At 46.8% G+C, this 24,193-nt stretch carries 27 protein-coding genes; 14 read left to right on the top strand and 13 right to left on the bottom strand.

What is annotated here, in order from left to right; all coding sequences use genetic code 11:
• Window positions 1-28 precede the first annotated feature (28 nt).
• Complete coding sequence (locus B5P39_RS11290; protein ID WP_011072081.1) at window positions 29-388, top strand: DUF2750 domain-containing protein; 360 nt, start codon at window positions 29-31, stop codon at window positions 386-388.
• A gap of 57 nt (window positions 389-445) precedes the next feature.
• On the top strand, window positions 446-1,087 hold the full coding sequence (locus tag B5P39_RS11285) for a hypothetical protein (protein ID WP_088211581.1): 642 nt from the start codon (window positions 446-448) through the stop codon (window positions 1,085-1,087).
• A 179-nt stretch (window positions 1,088-1,266) separates the two neighbouring features.
• Here the strand turns inward: B5P39_RS11285 and B5P39_RS11280 are convergent, their stop codons facing one another.
• Both B5P39_RS11280 and B5P39_RS11275 read right to left on the bottom strand, forming a co-directional pair.
• Complete coding sequence (locus B5P39_RS11280; RefSeq protein ID WP_088211580.1) at window positions 1,267-2,211, bottom strand: chemotaxis protein CheV; 945 nt, start codon at window positions 2,209-2,211, stop codon at window positions 1,267-1,269.
• A 212-nt stretch (window positions 2,212-2,423) separates the two neighbouring features.
• Complete coding sequence (locus B5P39_RS11275) at window positions 2,424-3,038, bottom strand: class I SAM-dependent methyltransferase (RefSeq protein WP_088211579.1); 615 nt, start codon at window positions 3,036-3,038, stop codon at window positions 2,424-2,426.
• 96 nt (window positions 3,039-3,134) lie between these two features.
• Here B5P39_RS11275 and B5P39_RS11270 point away from each other — a divergent pair, with 96 nt between their 5' ends.
• The 5 genes from B5P39_RS11270 to B5P39_RS11250 all read left to right on the top strand — a co-directional run bounded on the left by B5P39_RS11270 (window position 3,135) and on the right by B5P39_RS11250 (window position 6,411).
• Window positions 3,135-3,692 carry an LON peptidase substrate-binding domain-containing protein gene (locus tag B5P39_RS11270; RefSeq protein ID WP_088211578.1) on the top strand — a complete coding sequence of 186 codons (558 nt, stop codon included), beginning with the start codon at window positions 3,135-3,137 and terminating at the stop codon, window positions 3,690-3,692.
• A gap of 115 nt (window positions 3,693-3,807) precedes the next feature.
• Window positions 3,808-4,476 (top strand): sigma-70 family RNA polymerase sigma factor, encoded by a 669-nt coding sequence (locus B5P39_RS11265; RefSeq protein ID WP_176399923.1) that lies wholly within the window; start codon window positions 3,808-3,810, stop codon window positions 4,474-4,476.
• Complete coding sequence (locus tag B5P39_RS11260; RefSeq protein ID WP_088211577.1) at window positions 4,469-5,164, top strand: ChrR family anti-sigma-E factor; 696 nt, start codon at window positions 4,469-4,471, stop codon at window positions 5,162-5,164. The genes B5P39_RS11265 and B5P39_RS11260 overlap by 8 nt, the downstream gene beginning before the upstream one ends.
• A gap of 534 nt (window positions 5,165-5,698) precedes the next feature.
• Window positions 5,699-5,872 carry a hypothetical protein gene (locus B5P39_RS11255; protein ID WP_023265706.1) on the top strand — a complete coding sequence of 58 codons (174 nt, stop codon included), beginning with the start codon at window positions 5,699-5,701 and terminating at the stop codon, window positions 5,870-5,872.
• Window positions 5,873-6,150: 278 nt separating this feature from the next.
• Entirely contained in the window at window positions 6,151-6,411 is a 261-nt protein-coding gene (locus B5P39_RS11250; RefSeq protein WP_011717391.1) for a hypothetical protein, read from the top strand.
• Between the two features lie 3 nt (window positions 6,412-6,414).
• Here B5P39_RS11250 and B5P39_RS11245 read toward each other — a convergent pair whose 3' ends face one another.
• Window positions 6,415-7,362, bottom strand: a complete 948-nt coding sequence (locus B5P39_RS11245) for a pyridoxal-phosphate dependent enzyme (RefSeq protein WP_088211700.1) — start codon at window positions 7,360-7,362, stop codon at window positions 6,415-6,417.
• A gap of 284 nt (window positions 7,363-7,646) precedes the next feature.
• On the opposite strand from B5P39_RS11245, the gene B5P39_RS11240 reads away from it, so the two are divergent.
• Window positions 7,647-8,054, top strand: coding sequence for a YccF domain-containing protein (locus tag B5P39_RS11240; RefSeq protein ID WP_011626453.1), 408 nt, complete (start codon window positions 7,647-7,649; stop codon window positions 8,052-8,054).
• Between the two features lie 62 nt (window positions 8,055-8,116).
• Here B5P39_RS11240 and B5P39_RS11235 read toward each other — a convergent pair whose 3' ends face one another.
• The 3 genes from B5P39_RS11235 to B5P39_RS11225 form a co-directional block, all read right to left on the bottom strand.
• A complete protein-coding gene (locus B5P39_RS11235) occupies window positions 8,117-8,986 on the bottom strand; it encodes an alpha/beta fold hydrolase (protein WP_088211576.1) in 870 nt (289 codons plus the stop codon).
• On the bottom strand, window positions 8,986-10,011 hold the full coding sequence (locus tag B5P39_RS11230) for a M14 family metallopeptidase (RefSeq protein ID WP_088211575.1): 1,026 nt from the start codon (window positions 10,009-10,011) through the stop codon (window positions 8,986-8,988). The genes B5P39_RS11235 and B5P39_RS11230 overlap by 1 nt, the downstream gene beginning before the upstream one ends.
• Before the next feature lie 106 nt (window positions 10,012-10,117).
• Window positions 10,118-10,870, bottom strand: a complete 753-nt coding sequence (locus B5P39_RS11225; RefSeq protein ID WP_088211574.1) for a substrate-binding periplasmic protein — start codon at window positions 10,868-10,870, stop codon at window positions 10,118-10,120.
• 280 nt (window positions 10,871-11,150) lie between these two features.
• Here B5P39_RS11225 and B5P39_RS11220 point away from each other — a divergent pair, with 280 nt between their 5' ends.
• Window positions 11,151-11,417, top strand: a complete 267-nt coding sequence (locus tag B5P39_RS11220) for a PGPGW domain-containing protein (RefSeq protein ID WP_088211573.1) — start codon at window positions 11,151-11,153, stop codon at window positions 11,415-11,417.
• A 229-nt stretch (window positions 11,418-11,646) separates the two neighbouring features.
• Here B5P39_RS11220 and B5P39_RS11215 read toward each other — a convergent pair whose 3' ends face one another.
• Together B5P39_RS11215 and B5P39_RS11210 are read right to left on the bottom strand one after the other, a co-directional pair.
• Window positions 11,647-13,371, bottom strand: a complete 1,725-nt coding sequence (locus B5P39_RS11215) for an AMP-binding protein (RefSeq protein WP_088211572.1) — start codon at window positions 13,369-13,371, stop codon at window positions 11,647-11,649.
• A 128-nt stretch (window positions 13,372-13,499) separates the two neighbouring features.
• Window positions 13,500-13,880 carry a DUF6508 domain-containing protein gene (locus B5P39_RS11210; protein ID WP_088211571.1) on the bottom strand — a complete coding sequence of 127 codons (381 nt, stop codon included), beginning with the start codon at window positions 13,878-13,880 and terminating at the stop codon, window positions 13,500-13,502.
• A gap of 287 nt (window positions 13,881-14,167) precedes the next feature.
• Between B5P39_RS11210 and B5P39_RS11205 the strand changes: the two genes are divergently transcribed.
• Together B5P39_RS11205 and B5P39_RS11200 are read left to right on the top strand one after the other, a co-directional pair.
• A complete protein-coding gene (locus B5P39_RS11205) occupies window positions 14,168-14,629 on the top strand; it encodes an EVE domain-containing protein (RefSeq protein ID WP_088211570.1) in 462 nt (153 codons plus the stop codon).
• 75 nt (window positions 14,630-14,704) lie between these two features.
• Window positions 14,705-15,043 (top strand): hypothetical protein, encoded by a 339-nt coding sequence (locus B5P39_RS11200; RefSeq protein WP_011717400.1) that lies wholly within the window; start codon window positions 14,705-14,707, stop codon window positions 15,041-15,043.
• 63 nt (window positions 15,044-15,106) lie between these two features.
• On the opposite strand, the gene B5P39_RS11195 is transcribed toward B5P39_RS11200, so the two are convergent.
• Both B5P39_RS11195 and B5P39_RS11190 read right to left on the bottom strand, forming a co-directional pair.
• Window positions 15,107-15,901 carry a TIGR00266 family protein gene (locus B5P39_RS11195; protein WP_088211569.1) on the bottom strand — a complete coding sequence of 265 codons (795 nt, stop codon included), beginning with the start codon at window positions 15,899-15,901 and terminating at the stop codon, window positions 15,107-15,109.
• Window positions 15,902-16,061: 160 nt separating this feature from the next.
• On the bottom strand, window positions 16,062-16,976 hold the full coding sequence (locus B5P39_RS11190; protein WP_088211568.1) for a LysR family transcriptional regulator: 915 nt from the start codon (window positions 16,974-16,976) through the stop codon (window positions 16,062-16,064).
• A gap of 214 nt (window positions 16,977-17,190) precedes the next feature.
• Here B5P39_RS11190 and B5P39_RS11185 point away from each other — a divergent pair, with 214 nt between their 5' ends.
• Window positions 17,191-18,351: a homogentisate 1,2-dioxygenase gene (locus tag B5P39_RS11185; protein ID WP_088211567.1), complete on the top strand. Its 1,161-nt coding sequence runs from the start codon at window positions 17,191-17,193 to the stop codon at window positions 18,349-18,351.
• A gap of 113 nt (window positions 18,352-18,464) precedes the next feature.
• Complete coding sequence (gene hppD / locus B5P39_RS11180; RefSeq protein WP_011623053.1) at window positions 18,465-19,505, top strand: 4-hydroxyphenylpyruvate dioxygenase; 1,041 nt, start codon at window positions 18,465-18,467, stop codon at window positions 19,503-19,505.
• A 177-nt stretch (window positions 19,506-19,682) separates the two neighbouring features.
• Here hppD and B5P39_RS11175 read toward each other — a convergent pair whose 3' ends face one another.
• Both B5P39_RS11175 and B5P39_RS11170 read right to left on the bottom strand, forming a co-directional pair.
• Window positions 19,683-21,086: a GGDEF domain-containing protein gene (locus tag B5P39_RS11175; protein WP_088211566.1), complete on the bottom strand. Its 1,404-nt coding sequence runs from the start codon at window positions 21,084-21,086 to the stop codon at window positions 19,683-19,685.
• A gap of 227 nt (window positions 21,087-21,313) precedes the next feature.
• Window positions 21,314-21,871: a sugar O-acetyltransferase gene (locus B5P39_RS11170; RefSeq protein WP_088211565.1), complete on the bottom strand. Its 558-nt coding sequence runs from the start codon at window positions 21,869-21,871 to the stop codon at window positions 21,314-21,316.
• Window positions 21,872-22,178: 307 nt separating this feature from the next.
• Here B5P39_RS11170 and B5P39_RS11165 point away from each other — a divergent pair, with 307 nt between their 5' ends.
• A complete protein-coding gene (locus tag B5P39_RS11165; protein WP_088211564.1) occupies window positions 22,179-22,802 on the top strand; it encodes a LysE family translocator in 624 nt (207 codons plus the stop codon).
• A 112-nt stretch (window positions 22,803-22,914) separates the two neighbouring features.
• Here the strand turns inward: B5P39_RS11165 and B5P39_RS11160 are convergent, their stop codons facing one another.
• Entirely contained in the window at window positions 22,915-24,180 is a 1,266-nt protein-coding gene (locus tag B5P39_RS11160; RefSeq protein WP_088211563.1) for a GNAT family N-acetyltransferase, read from the bottom strand.
• Between the last annotated feature and the right edge of the window lie 13 nt (window positions 24,181-24,193).

Here is a 24,193-nt window from a genome sequence, read left to right as displayed (position 1 = left end):
TTAACAGCATACTTCAAAGAGACCTATCATGACTGAAATCAACGCGGCGTTGGCTGGCTTTATCGAAAACGTAAAAGAACATCAAACACTCTGGGGTTTGATGGATGAAACTGGCGAAGGCTGGGTCGTTTGTGACTCGGGCGAGTTCGAAGATACTGATGTTATGCCTTTATGGTCGAGTGAAGCGCAGGCAAAATCTCACTGCACCGAAGAGTGGAAAGACTACCAAGCGGTGGCCATTAGCCTCGAAGAATTCCTCGAGTACTGGGTATCGGATCTCAACGACGATGGCGTGTTGATTGGTGTTGATTGGCAGAGCGATGAAGACTGCTTAGAGTTAGATCCTATCGTTCTGGCGAAAGATTTAGTTGATGTTGAAGAGGTTTAAATCCATCAACCAAAACAGCATGTTTAAGGCATCAAGGGCTGAGGTATTTAGCTCTTGATGTCCGCTTTCCCTTGTATCGACATACCCTTCGATAAACGTCACCTCTGTTGGTTTTGCGGCGAGCCCTGCAAAGACCGATTGGAATATCAAGCAGAGTCACATGCGCCCCACCCGGCTTTAGCCGTTCCTTGCTGCGCCGAATGCTTAAAACTTGCTAAAAAGCACACCTTAACCTCTATCTGGGACTGCCGTGTGGCGGTTAAAGATGCCCTAATGAGCATTTATGCCAAGCACTTAGCCATTGGGATTAATTGGACGGAGGAAGAGTTAGCCGAGTCTGAGTTTTCCTGCAAAGTGTTTGAAGGCTTTAAAAAAAGCGCTTGGATGATGTATCAAATTTCCCGCGACAGGATTAATTTTCCGGGCTGGCCGATACAGCTTGAAGGGGTTGAACTCGAATGCCAGTTAGACAGTACTCGCTTTGAGTTTGATGGGGTGACTTACACCTCTTTACCCGCGGCGATTCACTACTACAGCCAGCAATTTTGCTTAGATCCCGTATTTTTTGCCGAGCTTATTCGATTAGTCGGTAGGCAGAGATTTAACTATGCCCTTAGGCTTGCGCGGATCCATATCGCGGCAGCCAAAGAGATGAAGCGCCAAGTCCTTGCCGATGTTAAAGCCGAACTCAGCCAATAAACCGTATCGCGGTAAATCGTCTACATCACAGCAAATAGTCCAAGTTACAGCCAATAGTACGAGCCACAAGTGAAATACTAAAAGCGAGTGCTGAAAATAACGAGGCCGCAAATCGCAGGTTGCTAGGGCGGCCAATGGGTTTCAAACCTGTAATTGAGCAATCGGTTAAATCAGTGGCGTTATTTGCCAATAACTTGTTTTAACCTGTCTTGCACCACTTCCACCAGCAAGTCAGGCTGGAATTTAGAAATAAACCTGTCGCAGCCAACCTTCTCAACCATCGCATTGTTAAAGCTACCGCTGAGCGAAGTGTTTAAGGTGATAAATAAATCCGCCATCGCCTTATCGTTACGCACTTCGTAGGTCAGCTTGTAGCCGTCCATCTCCGGCATTTCGGCATCGGTTATCATCATCAACAGCTCTTGGGCGACATTCTTGCCTTCATCGCGCCATTTTTGCAGTAAATGCAATGCCTGCAAGCCATCGGAGGCTTCGATGATTTCAATCCCGAGTTGGCCTAAGGTCTCACGCACTTGGCGCCTTGCGGTTGACGAGTCATCGACAATCAAGACCTTCTTACCGGGCATCTTGTCTAACAGGCTCTCATCCAATACCCCTTCGGAGAGACGAATATCGTAATGGACGATTTCCGCAAGTACCTTCTCGACATCGATGATCGACACCAGTTGCGACTGACCTTGATATTCGATGCGGGTGATGGCCGTGAGGTAATTATTTCGCCCAGCCGTTTTAGGCGGCGGCATAATATCGCTCCAGGTCATGTTGATAATGTGCTCGACCTTACCGACTAAGAAGCCCTGCACACTGCGGTTATATTCGGTGATGATCATATTGGCATCATCTCCCGGAGGCACAGGTTTAAAACCGATAGCCGAACGCAGGTCAATGACGGGAATCGACATGCCACGAATATTCGCCACCCCAAAAATATGGGGATGACTGCCGGGCATAGAATTTAATGGTGGTAACTTGACGACTTCTTTGACTTTAAAGACGTTAATCGCAAATAACTGGGTAGAGTTAATTCGAAACAGCAGCAGTTCGAGCCGATTTTCACCGACGAGTTTGGTTCGTTGATCTACGGTTGCAAGCACGTTTGCCATAATGCGACTTCTCTACTTTGGAGGAACAGCTTTCCTCACCAGTGACGGATTAAGCTAAATTATAGCGGTAAACTCACCATGAGAACCATGCGATAAGTCGATTTTATCTAAAAATTACAATCACTCGGCAATCCTTTATCGTTCGGCAGGCGTCCCGATAAATACGTGATTCGCTTACGGCTATCGCGCATCTATCGTTGCAATTCCTCCCTTTATGCCATGCGTTTTTGAGCTAGCACCATGCCCGAAAGATTGAGAAGATTTCTCTCGCAGAGGATCTCAAATCCCCCTTGGCGCAGTCCTGCTAACCATTCTTGATGGTTAAATCGATTCTGTTGCGGATGCTCAAACAACCGTCGACTCAAGGGATTGCAAATAGCAGCGCGGTATAAATCCTCTACCACAAAGTAACCGTTGGGTTTTAGCACCCTTGCCACCTCGGCAACCGCCGCTTGCCAATCGGGAATATGGTGAAACACGGCAAAATTGAACACCACATCAAACTGGGCATTTGCAAAAGGCAACGCAGTAGCATCGGCAACACTGAATGCCAATTGGCTTAACCCATTGGGTGAATCATGCCAGCGCGCTTTAGCGGGTGCGACCATCTCAGGGTCAAGATCGACAGCCGTGACTTGCTCGGCCCCAAAATGGTCGCGGATCAACTGAATTCCGTTACCAAAACCACAACCAATTTCGAGTGCGTGACGTATATAAGGAAGGGGTTTGGGCATCATAGAAGTCAGTAATGGCGCTTCAATATGGTTTTGCAACCAAAAACGTAGCGGATGCTGGACTAACTTTTTCTCGAATGGATTTAACTTCATCTCATCCCCTTAAATGAATCGGTTATTGCTTGGTACACTGATCAAATTCTGTATATGGTACGTAATGATATAGACATAAGTTCACTTGAGGCCACTATGAAATTACCTCTTTTTCCTTTGCCAATCTGTTTATTACCAGAGGGATATACTCAGTTGCGCATTTTTGAACCCAGGTATAAACGCTTAGTCGCTGAATCCCTTAAATCGGCGGATGGCTTTGGCCTGTGTATGACATCGGAGGATGGCAAAACCATTTATCCCATCGGCACGCTGGTGCATATCATCGATTTTGAAACCTTACCTGATGGTATGCTCGGAATAAGCATTCAAGGAAAACAACGCTTCACACTCGGCGATATCAGCATAGAGTCGGACGGATTAAAGTGCGCCGAGGTGAAACTTATCGATAATTGGCCGAGTGCACCGATTGAAGACGATGAGCGTTACTTGAGTGAGATGCTGCAAAACATTCTTAAGGAGTTCCCGCAGCACCTGCAACATTATCAGGTGGAACAATTTGAAGATATCGCCTGGGTGTGCCAACGCTGGTTAGAAATTCTGCCGGTTCAAGCTGCCGAGAAATACGCTTGTATCAATGCATTAGATCATCAACTAACACAGGATTTATTACATACTGTCATTCAATCAGCTTGAGTGATCCAACTTCCCGCGCACCACGTATTGCTCTGTATGCTTATCGAATGTCGGCCCTGACGTAACATCTTTTGTGATGTTCAGACTGGATTGAACCTTAAGTAAAGAGCTAATAATGGAAAATTTTCAATCACATTTAGCGCAAAATCGCTATGATAGACAGTTATCATCCCATATCGATATGGCTATGGAAAACGATAGCACTATTTCAACAGCCGATGAGCCAGTCACAGATGCGGATCCTTTAGCGCGCGCCATTCTAAGAGTCGCGAATCAACGGGATAAAGCCGCCTTTGCGGAATTGTTCAGCCATTTTATGCCCAAAATTCGTGCATTTGGTCTGCAACGCTTAAATCAGCAAGGGCTGGCCATGGATCTAGTGCAAGAAACCATGACCTTAGTGTGGACCAAGGCCCATTTGTACAATGCCGACAAAGGCTCGGTGGCGACCTGGGTTTTTACCATTATGCGCAACCAGTGTTTCGACATGCTCAGGCGCATCCAACATAACCGTGAAGATGCCTTCGGAGATGATATTTGGCCTATTTACGATGTGGCTGTCAGTCAAGAAGGCGGCCCAGATCATAAACTCACCGCCAAGCTACTCGCGCACTTAGATGCCCTACCCCTGCCCCAACGCCAAGTGGTTCAAGGGATCTATATGCAAGAACTCACGCAACAAGAATTAGCCGATGCCTTAAAAGTCCCGATTGGTACGATAAAATCGCGGCTCAGATTGGGGTTAGAAAAGCTGAAAAGCTTTTTGGAGACGCAACATGATTAAACATCATCCCCATACCGATTTGCTGTTAGCCCATGCTCAAGGCGAGCTGCCGTTGTCTATGTCAATTGCCATTGCGGCCCATTGTGCCCTTTGCCATGAGTGTCAATCGCAAGTCAGCCGCTTTACGGAACAAGCGGCAGAACTCGCCTTTTTAACGCCGAGCCAAACCACTGAACCTGCTTTTATCAGCGAAACCGATACCGCACAAGATGACGCCTGGCAGCAAATGTTGTCGCATATTATGGACTTGCCAGAAGCAACGCCAACTGAAAACGACTATCTCGCCAAAGCGACGGTTTCCCTAAATCATAAGCATGTGCGCTATGAGATCCCTACAGTCTTTCGTCAACATATCGCTCATCCGTGGCAGCAGATTGGTAAAGTCAGCCGAATGCGTTTCGATGTGAATGAAAGCCATACCCGCGCCAGCCTATTGCATATCGACGCCTTAGGTGAAATCCCGCAGCACACCCATAAGGGATACGAGCTGACCCTATTATTGGCGGGGGAATTTTCGGACCTCAACGGGCAGTATGTTCCCGGCGATTTCATCATCTTAGATGGCAACACACATCATTCACCTAAGACCCAGTCAGGCTGCCTCTGCTACACAGTTTTAGATGCGCCGTTATATTTTACCAAAGGGCTCAGTAAATTATTGAATCCCATTGGTGAGCTGATTTATTAATCTCGCTGACATTTAAAATAAGCTGGCAGAGTGAATAACCGATAAACACAAATTTACAACAAAATACCAACAAGCCTTTTTCCCGCTGAGTAAAAAATAAACTTGCCAGCGGGAATTTTGCTGTTATACTGCCCGCCGTTTTGAGAAGTATCTTGTCGTTATCCTTTTTATATCGGTTTGTACATTCGCGTAAGCAATGACAAACACGATCCTCACGAAGAAAGCCTACTACAAGTAAGTCCCACAAAAATAATGAGTTAGTGATTTTCTGCATCGACTCAAAAACAGTGAACTATTTAATTAAACCCATGTCATAGTATTGTCACTTTGCTATGGTCAACTGGGCTAATTGAGATATTCCATTGACATAATCGCTGATATGCATTAGTTATCAATAAGGCATCTCTTGATTAATGATCATGGAATGGGTAACCTCAAGACTCATTGGTATCATCTTTCGCAATTATGCTAAGGATATTTTATTGTTACAACTTACTCACCTAAGGGTGAATTGAATTAAAAGGAGTGTGGCCTATGTCATACAAAATTAACGGACATGAAATTACAGTGAACTTCCCTGTAGACTCTATTTCAGTTAACAAAACATCCATTGCTTTTACCGATAGACAAGGTAAAAACAAGCAGACTTTTTCAAAGCGTACCGAAGCCTTAAACTTTATGAAATGGCTATTGTCGGCAAATAAATAAGTCTCATGGTGTACTCCTGAGAGTACCCAAGACGGTGTTTAGGTTTATTCGGTTCCCATTTTCCTCGCCATACCGAAGCCTAAATGACCTAAATAGATAGCCCAATATCACGATTTGCTATCCCCTTACGTCGAATGACGAACTCGTTTGGTTCAGGCGGTATCTAGCTCACACAGATACGTGCCGAACCAAATGTGTATTCCGCGAACCTAGATCAAATTAATCTGTATTTGTCACTGCTAATATAATCACTCACTCAGTTTGTGAATGTATTTTCTATGTCAAAACCCGATACTAAAACGGCTATGCTGACCTTAATAACCCAGATTAAACAGGTTATTCCGCTCAACTTAGATGAAGCACAAATGTGCCAAGGTGAGTGTTTAGGCTGTTCTAAAAAAATGCTGGAAATGTTGGATGCTGAAATAAGCTATTGGCAATATTCAACCGATACGCCGGGATTGAAAGATCTTAAACATCTGGAAAAGATAGCCACACGCACCCACAAAATATTAAAGCGCAATAAGTTAGTTGGCTAAACGCTATCCTGCATCGCCCTCACCATATTTTCGTCTGTATCTTGGCAACATGGTTTGATTCCCTAATAGCCCACCCTGATGAATATAGAGAATGGAGGCATGTTGCTCGCGCCGTAAATAATCCTCTAACACCATAAAGCCTAAGGGATCGTAGAGTAATTCAAATTGCACACCGCTGGCACAGAGTCGTTGCCACATGGCATAAAACTCAGGATAGAGTTTCCCAAAATGGTATTTCTTCCCCACATTCAAAATCTGTGGATGTTCAGCAGAGTTGGGATTTAACTCATAAAACTGCTGCGTTAAATATTCATCGCCGCCGACAACGGCGCAGGTAAGCACTCGAATATTCAATTGCTGACGCACAAAATACTGATTTAAAAAAAGCGCCGTCGTACCTGTACCTGCGGGTAAAAACACCTTGAGATCGGAAATATGCTGAGACTCGGCCCAAGCAGCTATTTCGGCGGCTAACTGACTGACACCATATTGCGCATACTGGCAGCGCCCGCCCTCGGGAATAAACAAAGCCTTAGGCTCAGCTGGCATGACTTGCTGCTCAATATAATCTTGGCAAGTCCTATTAGGCTCACGATGAAGAGAAGGATTGGCTGCAATCAGGCTTGATAAATTAATGACACGCGTACCATTAGCAATAGCGGCGGCATAGTTACCAGTCGGCAACGTGCGGACATGGCTAGCAATATGATCCACATAAAAATCGCACTGCCAGCCCTTTAGCTTGGCGAGCGCCGACAGAGAATACAACGAGTTAGCCTGCGCGGAGCCATGACCAATCAGCTTAGTCACACCAGTAAACTCATGATCTAGAAAATAGGCAAACTTACGCGCTTTATTGCCACTAAACGCAGGATGCAATAAATCGTCTCGCTTGAGAAATATCTCGCGCCCGGCAAAGGAAAAAGACTCTACTGGACTCTTAGAGAGCAAGCTTTGACTCAACTGGCTATTGGCTAACATGAATACACTCGAAGGAAACAAGGCCGTTAGTGTACCGCGAGCTTGTCTACATCGTCCGTAATTATTAAGCATTTTCGCGAAAATCTAGCATTTTTTACAACGTCACACAGTCATCAACATAAACATCTTATTGATAAATAATGAAAAATATTTTGGCACAATTCTCGCTTATACCATTTAAGTATCAATTAATGATCCTGTGTGTTGGCCAACATCATTCCAACACTGATTTAAAATGAGTTAAGGAGTATTCAATGTCGCTTTTACGGTTAATTTTCAATATCGCTTGGTTTGTCCTTGGTGGATTTGTGATGGGACTCGCCTGGTGGCTCGCGGGGATTTTGTGTTTTATCAGTATTATTGGTATTCCCTTCGGCCGAGCCTGCTTTGTGATTGGCGAATTGACCTTCTGGCCCTTTGGGCAGGAACAAATGAATCGTCGCCATTTAACCGGACGTGAAGATTTAGGCACTGGCGCCTTTGGCATGGTAGGCAATATTATTTGGTTCTTGCTGTTTGGGATTTGGTTGGCCATAGGTCATTTAGCCCATGCCCTTGCCTGCTTTGTGACGATTATTGGTATCCCCTTTGGGATCCAACATATCAAGCTGGCGCTATTAAGCCTGACGCCGATCGGGCAAACCATAGTAGCGAAAGCGTAATAACCACAGTAGCGAAGGCGTAGTAATCATAGTCGCTAAAGCGTAAGGCAAATCACTCAGCACTACTCTACGTCAGTAGGTAGTGCTGATAAATAGTTTGGCAGTGACTGCACTAACCTTGCCTCATGAAAGGCGGTTTCCTCATCGAGCAAGTCGCCACAATCTACAAACCGCTCACTCACTTCCCCTTGTTCTAGGCTTATGATTTCGAATAGATAATGCGCCAGTTTAGCTGGCGCATCTATGGTGATGTCATGACCACAATAGGCCAAGACAACCAAGTCGACCTTAAACTGTTGTGCCAATGCCCTACTGGTTTGAATATTCACTAAGGCATCACGATCACCCGATAAAATACTGACGGGCACAGGCAAAGAGGCAGGACAACAATAGCGAAACGCCGCCCACAATTGACGACACGCATTGTTAAAATATGGCGTCGACTCGTGGCGATATCGGCTCCAACGCTCAATCAAGGCAATATCGCGCCGATGGCGATAGCTGGTTAAGCGGACAATTGTCGATTCGATGGGATGAAGTTGACTTCCACGGCAACGTTTGAGCCAAGCACTCAAGGCATTCAATCCATTAAATCGTTGATACCAAGGCGATAAGTTAGCCGCGCTGCTATTCAATACAAATACGTGCTTTATCTGCTCCGGACGCTGCTTAGCCATTTCCATGGCGAGCATGCCGCCCATCGATAAGCCCAGCAGATAAAAGGCTTGTCCCGCTAGTTGCTCATCCAATTGTAGCCATACCGAGCTGGCATATTCAGCGATAATTAAAGGGCTGGTCTGGTGAGTGAGGAGCCCATTGCCGGGCAAATCAGGGGTAAAAACTCTGCAGCCCCGTTGCCTTAACCTTTGATCGAAGCCATTCCAATGGCGTTGATCCCGCATTAAGCCCCTGAGTAATACCCAAGTTGTCATTAAAAACGCTCCCGATACCAAAACTGCTGCGCATTCTGCGTAAGTTGTGTGAGATGTTCTGGCGTCAGTCCTTCTAATTCCCGTGCGTACGCCGCCTCCATCAAGAACTGCATCAGTACTGTGTGCCGACGCAAAATCCTGTGGTGCCTGTGTGTTTTTTGCGGATTAAAAAATCCCGCAAAATTAAATATTTGCCTTGGATTTTTCTTAATCCATGCCCAAGAGCCCATCTTTAACGTTAAGGGTAAGAATGGAATGTTTGCTTGAGGATCTTGGGCATGATGCTGGCGGTACAAGTAATCCCAAATATCACCGTGGGTGCGATAAAACTGGCTCTGGGGCGCAAGCCGATAGTGACCATGATGGGGATAGCTGGCTTCAAATAATTGCTTTAAGTGATAAATGAAGTGGGCATTTTCAAAGGACGCGCGCGTGTGGGCATAGGGAAACCAGATATGATCCGTCAAACCAAAACCAGAATGCGCATCGAGGGAAATAAGACTGGTGCTTTGTCTAAGCAATTGTTGCACATAGGCCACCAGCCCCGCGGTTTCAAGCTCCATGCCGCCAAGGCCACGAAACCAAGGTAACTTAGAGGAGAGCCGCTGCCCTCCAACCATAAAAGATACTTTTTCCCGGGACTCTATCGGCGCATTGCGCATCAAGTCGACCTGATTTCCATTACCACGACTCCCCAGCAGCAACCCGACGGGATTCACCACAGGCACAAAGGCTAAGCGGATGTCCGTTAATAACGCTTGTAGGTGTTTGTCCCACGCAAGGCGCTGCAACAGGCTGTTAAGTAAAGCTAAAATCACCTGGGAGCCAATCCGCTCCACACCATGCACGCCACCAACGAATAACACGGTCGGACAAGGGCGTTCGGTGACGCCTAACTCGACACTGTAGAGCGGAAAATGTTGGTGCCGAAATGGAATGTCGGCAAGAACCTGATATTTGAGTTTAAGATGATGAGTATCAATGAGTTGCGATAGTGTATCTAACTCGAATGGAATGTTATTCATATCATCCTAGAAAGTGAAATGAGCATCGACTCATAGCCTTAGGACGATATTAATGGCGAACCACGACACATTTATGACAACAGATTAAGCCAAAGCCAAGCTCCCTTTAGTGGCGTGTCACTTCCTCCTGAAACAACAACTCCCCCATAATGCTCTCAATATCCAGTTGAGCTAAGCCTTGGTCGAAAACATCTCGCCAATGGCGCCCCTCCTCGGTATTACGAAACGCAACATACAGCTGTTTATTGGCAAGCAGTTGTTTATTCACCTGTAATTTATCCGCCAATGGCTGGAGATGAGGCTGCTTTAACAGGTAATAGAGTACGTTGACATCAATCACTGCACCATCGATGCGACCGGCTGCCACCTTCTTGATGTTTTGTTCATCGGAGGTCACGGCCTCGACGGGCTGTGTACCGGAAGCAATCATCAGATCTAGGGAGTCGGTATTCACATAGTCCTTCACCACCCCTAAGGTATAGCGGTTCAGATCGGCTAAGTAGTGCCAGCTGATGGGATGTGATTTTTGCTCAACAATGCCTAATGGACTGATCCCTATTGGTTTTGAAAAAACAAATTTGTCCGTTTCAAAATAATATTCTGGAAAATAGCCAATGTAATCGGAGCTTGGCATGGCCGCCAATTTTATCGCTCGGCTCCAAGGGTAAAAATCCACGACCAGTTGCTGATCCATACGTTCGAAGGCGGCTTGAGCGACCGCGACACTGGCCCCTTGTTGTGCCAGTTGCTGACCGGAATAAGGCGGCCAGAGTAATGAGGTGAGCTTAAGCGTATCGGCAAATGCGCTATTGGCCGTGGCGAAAAGGCAACAGAGCATCAGTAGGCACCAGCGGAACATAACACCTCCCTCAAAGGATCATCTGTTTTAATGGCTTGAAAAACAAACAATTCATCACATGCTCATCGGTTAAACTCTTTTCAGTATAATCAGCGATGCTTCAAGGTACAGTGAATATTTGTTACATATTTACCCGACGAGAACCTAGCTTAAGCAGAAATGATAAGAGTAGACTGAAACGAGCATCGATACTCACTGTCGTTATGCATGCGGCGAAAAGAGAAAGATGAGGTCAAGCTGATGAGGCTAACCTAATGAGGTCAACCTAGGGGGACGCGATATGCCAATTTCTTTCAAAGACAGTAGGTTGACTTTTATGCATCCCGCGATGACTCGAACCGTCATTACCGTGATTGGTGCATGTTTTACCTTAGTCGGAGGGATATTTTTACTCTTACCCGGACCGGGACTGCTGTTTATCCTGATAGGATTAACCCTCTTAAGTACCCAGTATCCTTGGGCAAAACGTTGGCTGCGCCTAAGTCAGCGACAATTAAGCAAGAGTGCGGCTTGGCTCGATAATCAAATTCGCCGCCACCACCGATAATCTTGAGTCTCCACCTAAACATCAATCCAAGCCATCGAACTTGGGTTGATGTATCTTATGTGCCCTTGGGCTTGATGACGTTTTAGGGGGATTTTTGCAGCGATATGGCTAACGTTTATGCAAGGCAGAGTCCGTGCTGTGTAGTTATTCTACATAAACGGACGATAACGCAGCAGAAACGCCAGCTAAACGCTGCCCGAAGGATTTCATCTCAACACGTCAACACGCCCTAGGCATTAATATCTTCATATAACTCTTGGTACATCAGCTCACGCATTTTAAATTTCTGGATTTTGCCCGTGACAGTCATGGGATATTGCTCCACAAACTTGATGTAGCGAGGCACTTTAAAGTAGGCGAATTTTTCGGTGAGGAAATGGCGAATATCCTCCTCTGAAATCGTGGCGCCACTGCGAACCTTGATCCACGCGCACACTTCCTCGCCGTATTTATCACTGTGAACCCCAAACACTGCTGCATCTTGCACATCTTTATGGGTATAGAGTTTCTCTTCAATTTCACGGGGATAAATATTCTCGCCGCCGCGAATAATCATATCTTTAATACGACCAACGATTTGCACATAACCTTGCTCATCCATTTGGCCAATATCGCCAGAATGCAGCCAGCCTTCACTGTCGATGGTTGCCGCCGTTTTTTCAGGATCGTTCCAATAACACTGCATAATGCAATACCCACGGCTACAGACTTCACCGGGCGTATTTATGGGCAGCACTTCACCAAATTCATCGACGATTTTCACTTCGGTATGGGGTAAAGCACGGCCAACGGTCAGCACACGCTTCTCTACCGGTGAGTCGATTTCAGTAATGTGATTCAGCGGGCTGCACTCGGTTTGCCCATACCCAATTAATACTTCCTGCATATACATCAGGTTTTGTACCCGGCGCATCACTTCTTCTGGGCAAGTTGCCCCCGCCATAACACCGGTACGCAGCGAGCTTAAGTCAAAGCGTTTAAATTCGGGGTGCTCTAACTCGGCAATAAACATGGTTGGTACGCCGTGCAGTGCGGTGCAGCGTTCACGTTCTACCACCTCTAGGGTGGTCAGCGGATCGAAAGAATCCCCAGGAAAGACCGCCGCGGCGCCCTTAGCAAGGCACACTAAGCTCCCCAGCACCATGCCAAAGCAATGATATAAAGGCACTGGAATGCAGAGCTTATCTTCACAGGTAAACTTCATCGCCTCGGCCACTAAGTAGCCATTATTCAGGATGTTATGGTGCGATAAGGTCGCACCCTTTGGGCTACCCGTAGTGCCAGAGGTAAATTGAATATTAATCGCATCATAAGGGCTAAGTGACTCGGCGATTTGCTCGAGCGCCGCCTTGTCATCGGCCGTCACTTCAACCAATAAATCATCAAAGTTCAACATGCCGGGAGACTGCTCTGCCCCCATGCGGATCACAAATTGTAACTCGGGCAACGCCTTGGCCTGCAATTGCCCTGCGGCGCACACCTTAAGCTCTGGCGCTAACTCGTAGAGCATCTGCAAGTAATTACTGGACTTGAATTTATCGGCGCAGATCACCGCCCTACAGCCCACGTTAGTCAGGGCATATTGTAATTCTTCAGGCCGATAAGCGGGGTTGATACACACCATGATGGCGCCAATTTTGGCGGTGGCGAATTGAGTTAGACACCACTCAATATTATTTGGCGACCAAATGCCAACGCGATCCCCAGGACCTATGCCAAGTTTGAGTAAACCTGTGGCCAAGGCATCAATTTGTGCAAGGTATTGGCGGTAATTCCAGCGGATATCTTGATGATTCACAACAACGGCTAACTGTTCGGGATAAGCGTTAGCGATATCGTTAAGGTACTGTCCTATGGTTTTCTCAACGAGCGTTGGGGAATTAGGCCCCCGGAACTCACTGTATTTGAGAGGATGAGTGGCTTGATTTGTTGCTTGAGTCGTTGAAACAGACATTAAGGCCTCCGTGCTTTTTTATTATGGTTAGCGGGATTCAAACTAACCAATCCTCGGAACATGTCACAAGTAAAAAAGCACGGTATTAGACTAAAGAGTAAGGATGTTCTATTACTCGAACGTCTTGATTAACGGGTAATAAACGCTACCTGTTTATCGGAAGTTACCACCTCTAAACGCTGCAAACGCTCCATAATCGCCAGCAATACCCCTTGGCGGCGCATATTCTCTAACACCCCAGGGCTGAACACTTCGAGGCGAGTCATCGCAGTTAATAACAGGCGGCATTGCGCGACACTAGCATCACGGATATAAGCAGGTTTATCGACTAAGTAACTGTTGTTATACCAATAATCCCAAGTGAAATTTGCCAGTAACCAGCCCTGAGTAGTTAAATCGCTGACAAATTCCAACATGCGATCGCGGTGCAGGCTCACATCTCCCGCGGTAAAATCTTTAAGGTATTTAGTGTATAGGCCACTGTCTGTGGTCATTGCTGAAGTTTCCATAGCACACCTCACTGTCTCAACATCACTCTTATAAAAGTCGGGTATTGAAAAAAGCTTGGATTAGGATCTAAAGCTGCCAACTTTGCATCAATTCGCGGCGTCATAGCACCAGTGCATAAGGCATACCAGACTCGATAGTGACAACAGGGTAAGCTGGGTTAACTGAACGCTGACTTAACGCTCTCAATAATCTGCTCAGAGTACGGTTAACTGTGAGGCAAACAAAAAGTAAGATAAACTCAATGCATTAACTCGAAAAGACTGGCTGTTTTTGTGAAGGATATAAGATGAACTACTGGCTGATGAAATCGGAACCCGACGAATTTAGTATCGACGATCTTAAGGCTTGCCCCAATCAAACTGAAGCTTGGTTTGGGATCCGTAACTACCAAGCGCGTAACTTTATGCGAGATGCGATGCAAATTGGCGATCAAGTCTTCTTTTACCACTCAAGTTGCAAAGTCCCCGGCATCGTCGGCATTGCCGAAGTCGTGACTGAGGCCTATCCTGACAGCTCGGCCTTTGACCCAGAATCAAAATATTTTGATCCTAAATCCGACCCACAGCAGCCACGCTGGTTAAGGGTGGATATTCGTTTCGTCAAACAATTCAAGGAAATCATCCCCTTAAGTTTGATCAAAAGTTTGCCGCAACTGGCCGATATGTACTTAGTCTCTAAAGGTTCCAGGCTGAGCATTCAACCTGTTACCGAAGAACAATGGCAAGCCGTGCTTATGCTCGCCCGCTAAGGGCGCATATTCAGCTAAAGTTCATCTAAGCTAAGCTAGATTGACCACAACCACGTAATTCCTAAGGGAGCTAGTATGAATAAATTAACTGCAACACTGATTGGCGGAGTCGTACTCAGTTTGGTCGCCCCAATGGCCGCTTTTGCAAAGAATGAGCATGAGCACGACAAGCGAGACAAAGACTTACCACCCGGCTTACAAAAGAAAGCCGATAAAGGTCAGCCTCTCCCTCCCGGATGGCAGAAAAAACTGCGTCGTGGCGATATCCTAGATTACGATATTTATGACCGCGGCCGCGTCGTAGTCCCCATCGACAGAGACGGCAGAATAAGCATTGAAGTCGAAGGCTCCATCATCAAGCTCGATGAAAAGAGCCGTAAGATCCTCGATATCATCAATGTGGTCACCTATTGATCTGAATGCAAACAGCTTCCTGCGCACACTTAAACAGTTAAGTGTGCGCATTTTCGTTTAGGGTTAACGCCCATCGAGCACGCGGCCAAGTCCGCCGAGGACAGAACCCTCGCCTCTGTCACTACCACCAGCAGAAGGAGCGTGAGCAATAATGCGATCCGCCATCCGCGAGAAGGGTAGACTCTGCAGCCACACAGTGCCATGGCCTTTTAAAGTCGCTAAAAACAGCCCTTCTCCTCCAAACACCATCGATTTTAACGAGCCTGCGCGCTCGATATCATAATCAATACCTGGGGTAAAGCCGACCAAACAACCTGTGTCGACGCGTAAGGTTTCGCCTTTTAACTCTTTCTTTATTAAGGTGCCACCCGCATGAATAAACGCCATGCCATCGCCCTGCAAGCTTTGCAGAATAAACCCTTCACCACCGAAAAAGCCCGTGCCTAGGCGGCGATTAAACTTCATGCTCACTCGAGTCCCTAGGGCGGCGGCGAGAAAGCTGTCTTTCTGACAAATCAACTCTCCACCATATTGAGCAAGATCGATAGCCAAAATCGTCCCAGGATAGGGCGCGGCAAACGCCACTTTCCGTTTCTGATGCCCGAGGTTCGTAAAGTGTGTCATAAAGATGCTTTCACCCGTCAACACACGTTTACCCGCCCCCATCAACTTGCCAAAAAAGCCAGATTCAGGCTCGGAGCCATCACCCATTTTGGCCTCGAAGCTAATGTCCTGCTCCAGATAATTCATCGCGCCGGCTTCGGCGATCACAGTCTCTTGCGGGTCGAGTTCCACCTCAACCAGCTGCATGCTGTGGCCGATAATTTCATAGTCCACTTCATGGCAACGTCTAGACATACCATTCCCCTTACTCTGTTAGTCCAATTAATGTGGCGAGTCGAAATCATCAGTACCACGATATTGAACTCACTTTATGACATAAAATGTCAAAAGGCGATCGTTTTTATCCCGAGGTTGCGTCAGTAAGTTGTTTCAAAACATGACAAGTCGCAGAAGATTAACCTAAGCCCACCCCGTTAAACTGTCCTGCTTTAGCAAATTCCTCTAGGATTAATTCGGTAAAGAGTTTGCCAGCACGGCCCAAGGGGCGCTCAAGGGTCGACACTAATTGGGGAGTAAAGGTATAGCGACTGCCACCGACAAAGTCGACCTCCACAAGCTCACCACTCAATAACTCCTCCTGCACCAGAAAATCTGGCAACCAACCAAAACCGAGCCCTTTTAATAACGCGTTCTTTTTCATAATAAAACCAGAAAGATAAAACACTTTATCGCCGCCAAATTGCAGCTCATCTCGATAAGTCTTGTTGGGGGAGGAATCTTCGATGGTCAGCTCAACATGCTGCTGTAACTCGGGCAAACTGATGTGTTTTTGCTGAGCCAGAGGATGTGAAGCGCTCGTCACCAGCACACTGGTTATCGCAGGGAGTGGCTGTGGGTGATAATAGGGGCCAGTGCGGTAGTCTTTAACCAACATCAGATCCGCATTATCACGCTCGAATCTGTGCTGCACACCGCCGAGAAACTCCATATTGAGCTGGATTTTTGTTGGAATTTGATGCTCTGCCATCCGTTTAAGTGCCGTCATAATCGGCTCCATCGGCAAGGCACCATCGATCACTAACTCAAGCTTCGGCTCCCACCCCTCACTAAAACGACTGGCAAGATGTTCAATGTTGGCAAGGTGTTGTAACAGTCTTTGCCCCTCGGCCAAGATCACCCGCCCTTCACTCGTCAGCTCGGCGCGGTATTGGTCCCGACTAAAAAGTTGCACACCTAAGTGCTCTTCTAGCTTTTTGACCTGATAGCTGACCGCCGATTGCGCCTTATGTAAACGCTCGGCGGCCTTGGCAAAACTGCCCTCTTCTACCAGCACTTGCAGCACATTAAAAGCATCAATATCGATGCGCATGGGGACTCCTAGGCTCTCATTAACATGTCACGGAAACGCTACGAAGCGTAAAGCAGTTAATACCATCTAATTTTTAGATGGAGACAACAGATTTATTATTCTTTTTTTTGTTCATTCAAGCAACTAAATTGATAAGAAGATCACACTAATGCAACTTGCAGCATAACGACTCGCGGTGTAGGCAAGCCTGCAGCGCAACTTTAAAGGAATCACCATGCCATTTTATGTGAAACAAGGCCAAGTCCCCCATAAGCGCCATATCGCATTTGAGAAAGAAAACGGCGAGCTATACCGTGAGGAGCTGTTTTCAACCCATGGTTTTTCCAATATTTACTCGAATAAATATCACCACAATATGCCGACTAAAGCATTGGAAGTCGCACCCTACCGCCTCGGTCACGGTGCACAGTGGGAAGATTCATTAGTCCAAAACTATAAATTGGACTCTCGCACGGCCGATCGTGAAGGCAACTTCTTCAGTGCCCGCAATAAAATCTTCTATAACAATGATGTGGCACTTTACACCGCGAAAGTCACCCAAGACACCGCTGAGTTTTACCGTAATGCCTACGCCGATGAAGTGGTGTTTGTGCACGAAGGTGAAGGCACGCTATACAGTGAATATGGCACCCTAGAGATTAAAAAATGGGACTACTTAGTGATCCCACGCGGCACCACACATCAGCTCAAATTTAACGATTACAGCAATGTACGCTTATTCGTGATTGAAGCCTTTTCAATGGTGGAAGTGCCAAAGCATTTCCGTAATGAATACGGTCAATTACTCGAGTCAGCCCCCTACTGTGAGCGCGACTTACGTACGCCAGTATTGCAAGATGCCGTGGTTGAGCGTGGCGCTTTCCCGCTGGTATGTAAATTTGGTGATAAGTACCAACTGACCACCTTAGAGTGGCATCCCTTTGACCTTGTGGGTTGGGACGGCTGTGTTTACCCTTGGGCATTTAACATCACCGAATACGCACCAAAAGTCGGCAAAATTCACTTACCTCCTTCAGATCACTTAGTGTTTACCGCCCACAACTTTGTGGTGTGTAACTTTGTACCGCGTCCTTACGACTTCCACGAACGTGCCATTCCTGCACCTTACTATCACAACAATATTGATAGTGATGAAGTGCTGTACTACGTCGACGGCGACTTTATGAGTCGCACAGGGATTGAAGCCGGTTACATCACCCTACATCAAAAAGGGGTGGCACACGGCCCACAACCCGGCCGCACCGAAGCCTCGATTGGCAAAAAAGAAACCTATGAATATGCAGTGATGGTGGACACCTTCGCCCCACTGAAATTAACCGAACATGTGCAAAATTGCATGAGTAAAGACTACAACCGCTCTTGGCTAGAAAACTAACGCTGCACCGCAGCATGAGTGAATGGCTTAACTAAGTCGACTAGCCGTAAGTCACCACAGCGAACAAGGCAAAAAGAGTGACTGCGTGTTGAATTAATCAAGAGGAACAGATCATGGCAAGCGAACTCAATCCACTGGGCTTACTCGGTATCGAATTTACCGAATTTGCCAGCCCCGACAGCGATTTTATGCACAAAGTGTTTATCGACTTTGGTTTTTCACTGCTGAAAAAAGCCAAGAATAAAGACATTTTGTACTACAAACAAAATGATATTAACTTCCTGCTTAACAATGAGCGCGAAGGGTTTTCGGCAGAATTTGCCAAATCCCACGGCCCTGCCATTAGCTCTATGGGCTGGCGCGTAGAAGATGCCAGCTTTGCTCACCGTGTGGCGGTGGAGCGCGGTGCTAAAGCCGTGGCCGATTCGGCCAAGGATCTGCCCTATCCGGCGATTTATGGTATTGGCGACAGCTTAATTTATTTTATCGACACCTTCGGTGCCGACAACAATATCTATGCAACTGACTTTGAAGACTTAAGCGAACCAGTGATCACCCAAGAGAAAGGCTTTGTCGAAGTAGACCACTTAACCAATAACGTCTACAAAGGCACCATGGAACATTGGGCGAACTTCTACAAAAACATCTTTGGTTTTACCGAAGTGCGCTACTTCGACATCAGCGGCGTACAAACCGCATTGGTGTCTTACGCCCTGCGCTCACCCGATGGCAGTTTCTGTATCCCAATTAACGAAGGTAAAGGCAACGATAAGAACCAAATCGATGAATACCTGAAGGAATACAATGGTCCTGGTGTACAACACTTAGCCTTTAGAAGCCGTGATATCGTTAAATCCTTGGATGCGATGGAAGGCAGCTCAATCCAATGCTTGGATATTATTCCCGAATATTACGACACCATTTTCGATAAAGTTCCGCAAGTGACTGAAAACCGTGAGCGTATCAAGCATCACCAAATTTTGGTGGACGGCGACGAATCAGGCTATTTATTGCAAATCTTCACTAAGAACCTGTTTGGCCCGATCTTTATCGAAATTATTCAACGTAAGAACAACTTAGGTTTTGGTGAAGGTAACTTTACCGCCCTGTTCCAATCGATTGAACGCGATCAAATGCGCCGCGGCGTGCTGTAATTACCGCCTTTAATCTCATAAGAAAAAACGGTATGCATTGCGTACCGTTTTTTATGTCCTATTGTCACCCCTTGTTTGTCACTCTTGGCGTATGGCCTTTTGAGTATCGCCCCTTGCCCCCTTGGCTATAAACCGCTTGAGCATAGCCAATTCGAACAACACCTCTTGGCATTGCGCTTAAGCTTGATACTTTACAATCGTGTTTTTGCCCTTTGCCTTGGCTTGATACAAAGCCTTGTCCGCCAAATGCAGCAACGACTCGCCAGCGATGCCTTGCTGATACTCCACCCAGCCAATGCTCACAGTGCAGTAAATTGTGTGTTCCTCGGCCGCTATTGACATCTCTGCAAAGGATCTTCTAATACGCTCAAGTACAGGCTGTACCTGCGCTGCATCAATATCCCTAAGCACAAGGGCGAACTCTTCGCCGCCTAGGCGCGCAGCAATATCGTGGCTGCGGCTGTGATTGTGTATCAACTGCGCCAACAGCTGGATGACCCTATCGCCCACACTGTGACCATAGGTGTCGTTAACCATCTTAAAGTTATCGAGATCCAACATAGCGACCGAATAAGACGTCGTTGATGTATCCAGATTCGCCAGCAGTGGTATAAAGCCGCGTCGGTTTAACAAACCAGAGAGCGGATCGTAAAGCGCCTCTTGCACCGCGGTCTGCTTATCTCTCTCGGTTCGACGCAGCTGTGTCCGCTGTAATGACACGCCAAAAATGGTTAATGCCGATGACAACACAAAGGCCATCATCTCCGCATTGGTTTGAAACGGCGTGGGATTAATAAAAGGACCATAACCCTGCGCCGTCGCTAAAATCATAAACAACATAGAGGCACTACTAAATAGCGCGAGGTAAAAACGGGTCACTTCAAAGGAGAGCACAACTAACAGCGGCGGGATCACATAAAACAACCAGCCTAAATCGAATCTTACGCCTATCAGGCAAAATAATGGCAAACCAATCAGTGGCAATAAAATATGCCGTTTATGGTCAATTTTCAGGGCATTAGGTTCCACCCAGCCCGCATAAAGCTGATACACCAACACTATCCCAAGAATATCGGCAAAAAAGAACATTTGCCCCATACTCCAAAACTCACTCGGTTGAATATAGCCGCCCAGCACTAAGTTGCCCGATAGTAAGGCGCTCGAACCTAAAATAGGCACTATGCCCGCCACGACCATAAATTTCATCAAGTCGTTCGCACTGCGGGTACCCAGAGGTAAAAAACGTCGCAGCAAATACATAGACATAGCAGGTGCGATCATATCAATCAGGGCCGCCATCGCCGTATGGGCTATCGAGAGAATCAGCGATGTTTCCTGCACCATCCCTTGAATATTCAGCATAAAGCTACCAAGGAAGATTAGCGCTAATGCCTTACGCCCCCACATCAACAGCATGACTAATGCCACGCCCGATGGCAGCCAAATCAAGGTGATATTCGCGGGCTGCAAACTAAATAATGTTTGCCCCAAAGCGCCCGTAATCCAGTAGAGGATACCAGCCAATAACAGCGCGGTATTGCTCTGTCGTAGTGGAAAAAATGGCGCAAACAATGTCTTCAATCCGTCATCAACCCTGCAAGGTGCTAAAGCTATTAACCGCTGAATTACTTAGATAAAACGACTATTCAAGTAAAAAATTCTGTTCAAAAAATTGTCGTTATCTTGGCATCAATTAACCATCAAGGATTCGATACCCAAAGACGAGACAACGCGCAATAACGTAAGCCAAGTGTAATATAAAACTGACTAGAGGTTTTATCGTGCATGATTTACCGCGAAAGTTGCAATTAAACCGTTTCGTGAATTTGTTTTATAACTTTACAGGGATTACCAACGGCCACACTGTTAGCGGGAATATCTTTATTGACCACACTCCCCGCGCCAATCACGCAGTTATCGCCAATAGTCACGCCGGGCAATACGCAGACATTACCGCCGAGCCACACATGGTGACCAATATGAATAGGCTTACCATATTCTGTTGTGAGGCGCGCGCTAGGTTCGATGGGATGGGTCGCGGTAGAGAGCAACACATTGGGACCAAACATCACATGGTCGCCAATGGTCACTTGGCAAACATCGAGTATGGTTAAGTTATGGTTAGCGTAAAATTGCTTACCGATGTGAATGTTATAACCGTAATCACAAAAGAAGTTAGGTTCGATATGGCCGCAATTCGGGATGACCAGCAAATCTCGCAAATACGCCATGCGCGCCTCAATCTGAGTTGGATCCGCATGATTAAACCGATGACACATTAGTTTAGCCTGCATTCTTTCGGCTAATAAGGTTTCATCCGAAGCTTTATAGGGTTGACCCGCCAACATTTTTTGCTTTTCTGTCATCTAACTTCAACATTTGCTACTTGTTATAATGACGCAACCCTAACAATCGACTGGCAAAAACACAAGTGACATAACAAATCCGATGTTTTTCTGCATATTTTACTGCACGGTTTTAACTCCAACTAAGCTAACGTTAGTGAACAACGTCTTCAAACACGATTGAAATAGCCCTGATAATTCAGTTAGATTTCACAGGACTCTGGATCGAGTCAGCGATTTTACCAGAGTGCGATTTAGCCGATTGGCTAACTCTGTCATTTTCATTACACTAGCGTGCCTTCACTCTTCTATTAGACAGTTTTAGACCATGCCAGATTTTGCCTTACTCGCTGTGTTTATCCCGACTTTCTTCTTTGTTTCTATCACCCCCGGTATGTGTATGACACTCGCCATGACGCTTGGAATGAGTATAGGCGTGCGCCGCACCCTATGGATGATGCTCGGCGAGCTTGTTGGGGTCGCCTTGGTCGCCACCGCTGCGGTCATGGGTGTGGCCAGCATCATGCTTAGCTATCCTGAGGTTTTTCAGGTATTTAAATGGGTTGGCGGCATCTACTTAGGGTATATCGGTGTGCAGATGTGGCGCGCTCGTGGCAAGATGGCCATGCTTAGCGATGATGACACTAACCCAAGAGCCAGTAACTTCACGTTGATTTCACAGGGTTTTATTACCGCGATTGCCAACCCTAAGGGTTGGGCGTTTATGGTATCGCTATTACCGCCGTTTATTAATGCCGAGCGCGAGGTCGCGCCGCAGCTCCTTGCCCTGCTTAGCATTATCATGGTGACAGAGTTTACCTCTATGCTCGCCTACGCCAGTGGCGGTAAGAGTCTGAGGATATTTTTAAGTCGCGGCGATAATATTCGTTGGTTAAATCGAATTGCCGGCAGCCTTATGATTGGCGTTGGGATCTGGTTAGCTGTGAGCTAATCAAATATTCACTCTTGAGTGATATGTACTTAGCACATAGCTCTTTTATGTAGACCCATTCGCGTCGCGCCAACGTATTTGTTGACGCGACGCTTTACGTTTATGGTGGTTATTAGCCTTTTTTATAGGGCAACACCTCACGCATCTGCTGCATATACACTTCCATTTGCGCAGCTTCCTCCTCGGTAAAATGTGCTATGGCTCGCTTAAAGTCGGGGTGGGCGATATTGTGGTAGGAGTAGAGTGCCACAGGCTCGAAGCCGCGCAGCACTTTATGCTCCCCCTGCGCGCCAGCATCAAAGATATCAATGCCATGGGCGATACAGTATTCAATGCCCTGATAATAACAGGCCTCAAAGTGCAATCCCTCAAGCTCAACAATACTGCCCCAGTAACGACCAAACAGGCATGTCTGCCCCTGCTCGTTGCGCCCAGTAAAATACAGCGCGCCCGCTAACATCTGCCCTTTCGCATCACTCACCACGAGCAAGACAATTTGCTCGGCCAACCGCTCGGCGATCATACTAAAAAACGTCGGTGTTAAGTAACCTCTATGACCAGAACGTTTAAGGTAAGTTAATTGATAACATTCAATAAAATGCTGCCATTGCTGACGGCTAATATCCGCTCCCGCGACAAATTCATATTGCAAACCATAGGGCTGGAGTTGGGCGCGCTCCTTAAGAATATTCTTGCGCTTACGGGAGGTGAGCGCCGCTAAGAAGGCGTCAAAATCCGCATAGCCACGGTTATGCCAATGGAACTGAGTGCTTAGACGCCGAAGCACGGTGTGATTAGATGCCTCTGCAAATAGCGCTTGCTGCGAAGACGAAACAAATAAGCTATGCCACGAGGACATTGGCGCAGCCACATCTACGAATTGCTCATTTAAACACGTAAATACGGCGCGACTTAGCAGCTTGACCTCCTCTGCCGAAAGCGTTGGCGACAGCCCCAACCGCCGCCCCTGCACCGGCGTAAACGGAATGGCATTTAACAATTTAGGATAATATTCAAGACTATGACGCTCATACGCCTGCGCCCACGCCCAATCAAACACATACTCGCCGTAGGAGTGGGATTTTTGATAGAGCGGCATCAATGCCAGCAGGGGTAAATCGATAAAATCTGCGGCATCCTTTTGGCTCACAATCACGGCATCTGGCGCTGATTCTTGTACTAATTCACTGCCAGTTGCGTCGAACACACATAAATGATGTGGCCGCCAACCCGTGGCGGCACAGGCCGATAAACTCTGCTCTAAGCTGAGTAAATAGGCATGCTGGCAGAAGGGATTGTCCTTCCCCATCAAGCTATTCCAGCTATTAGCGTCAATACTCTGCGCCACGCTGGCAAAGGCAAAAATGAGTTGTCTCATTAGGCGAATTCTT

Source organism: Shewanella sp. Shew256, assembly GCF_002196695.1.
Lineage (GTDB): Bacteria > Pseudomonadota > Gammaproteobacteria > Enterobacterales > Shewanellaceae > Shewanella > Shewanella mangrovisoli.
The sequence above is the reverse complement of the archived record's forward strand: the minus strand, read 5'-3'. Positions and strand labels throughout refer to the sequence as shown.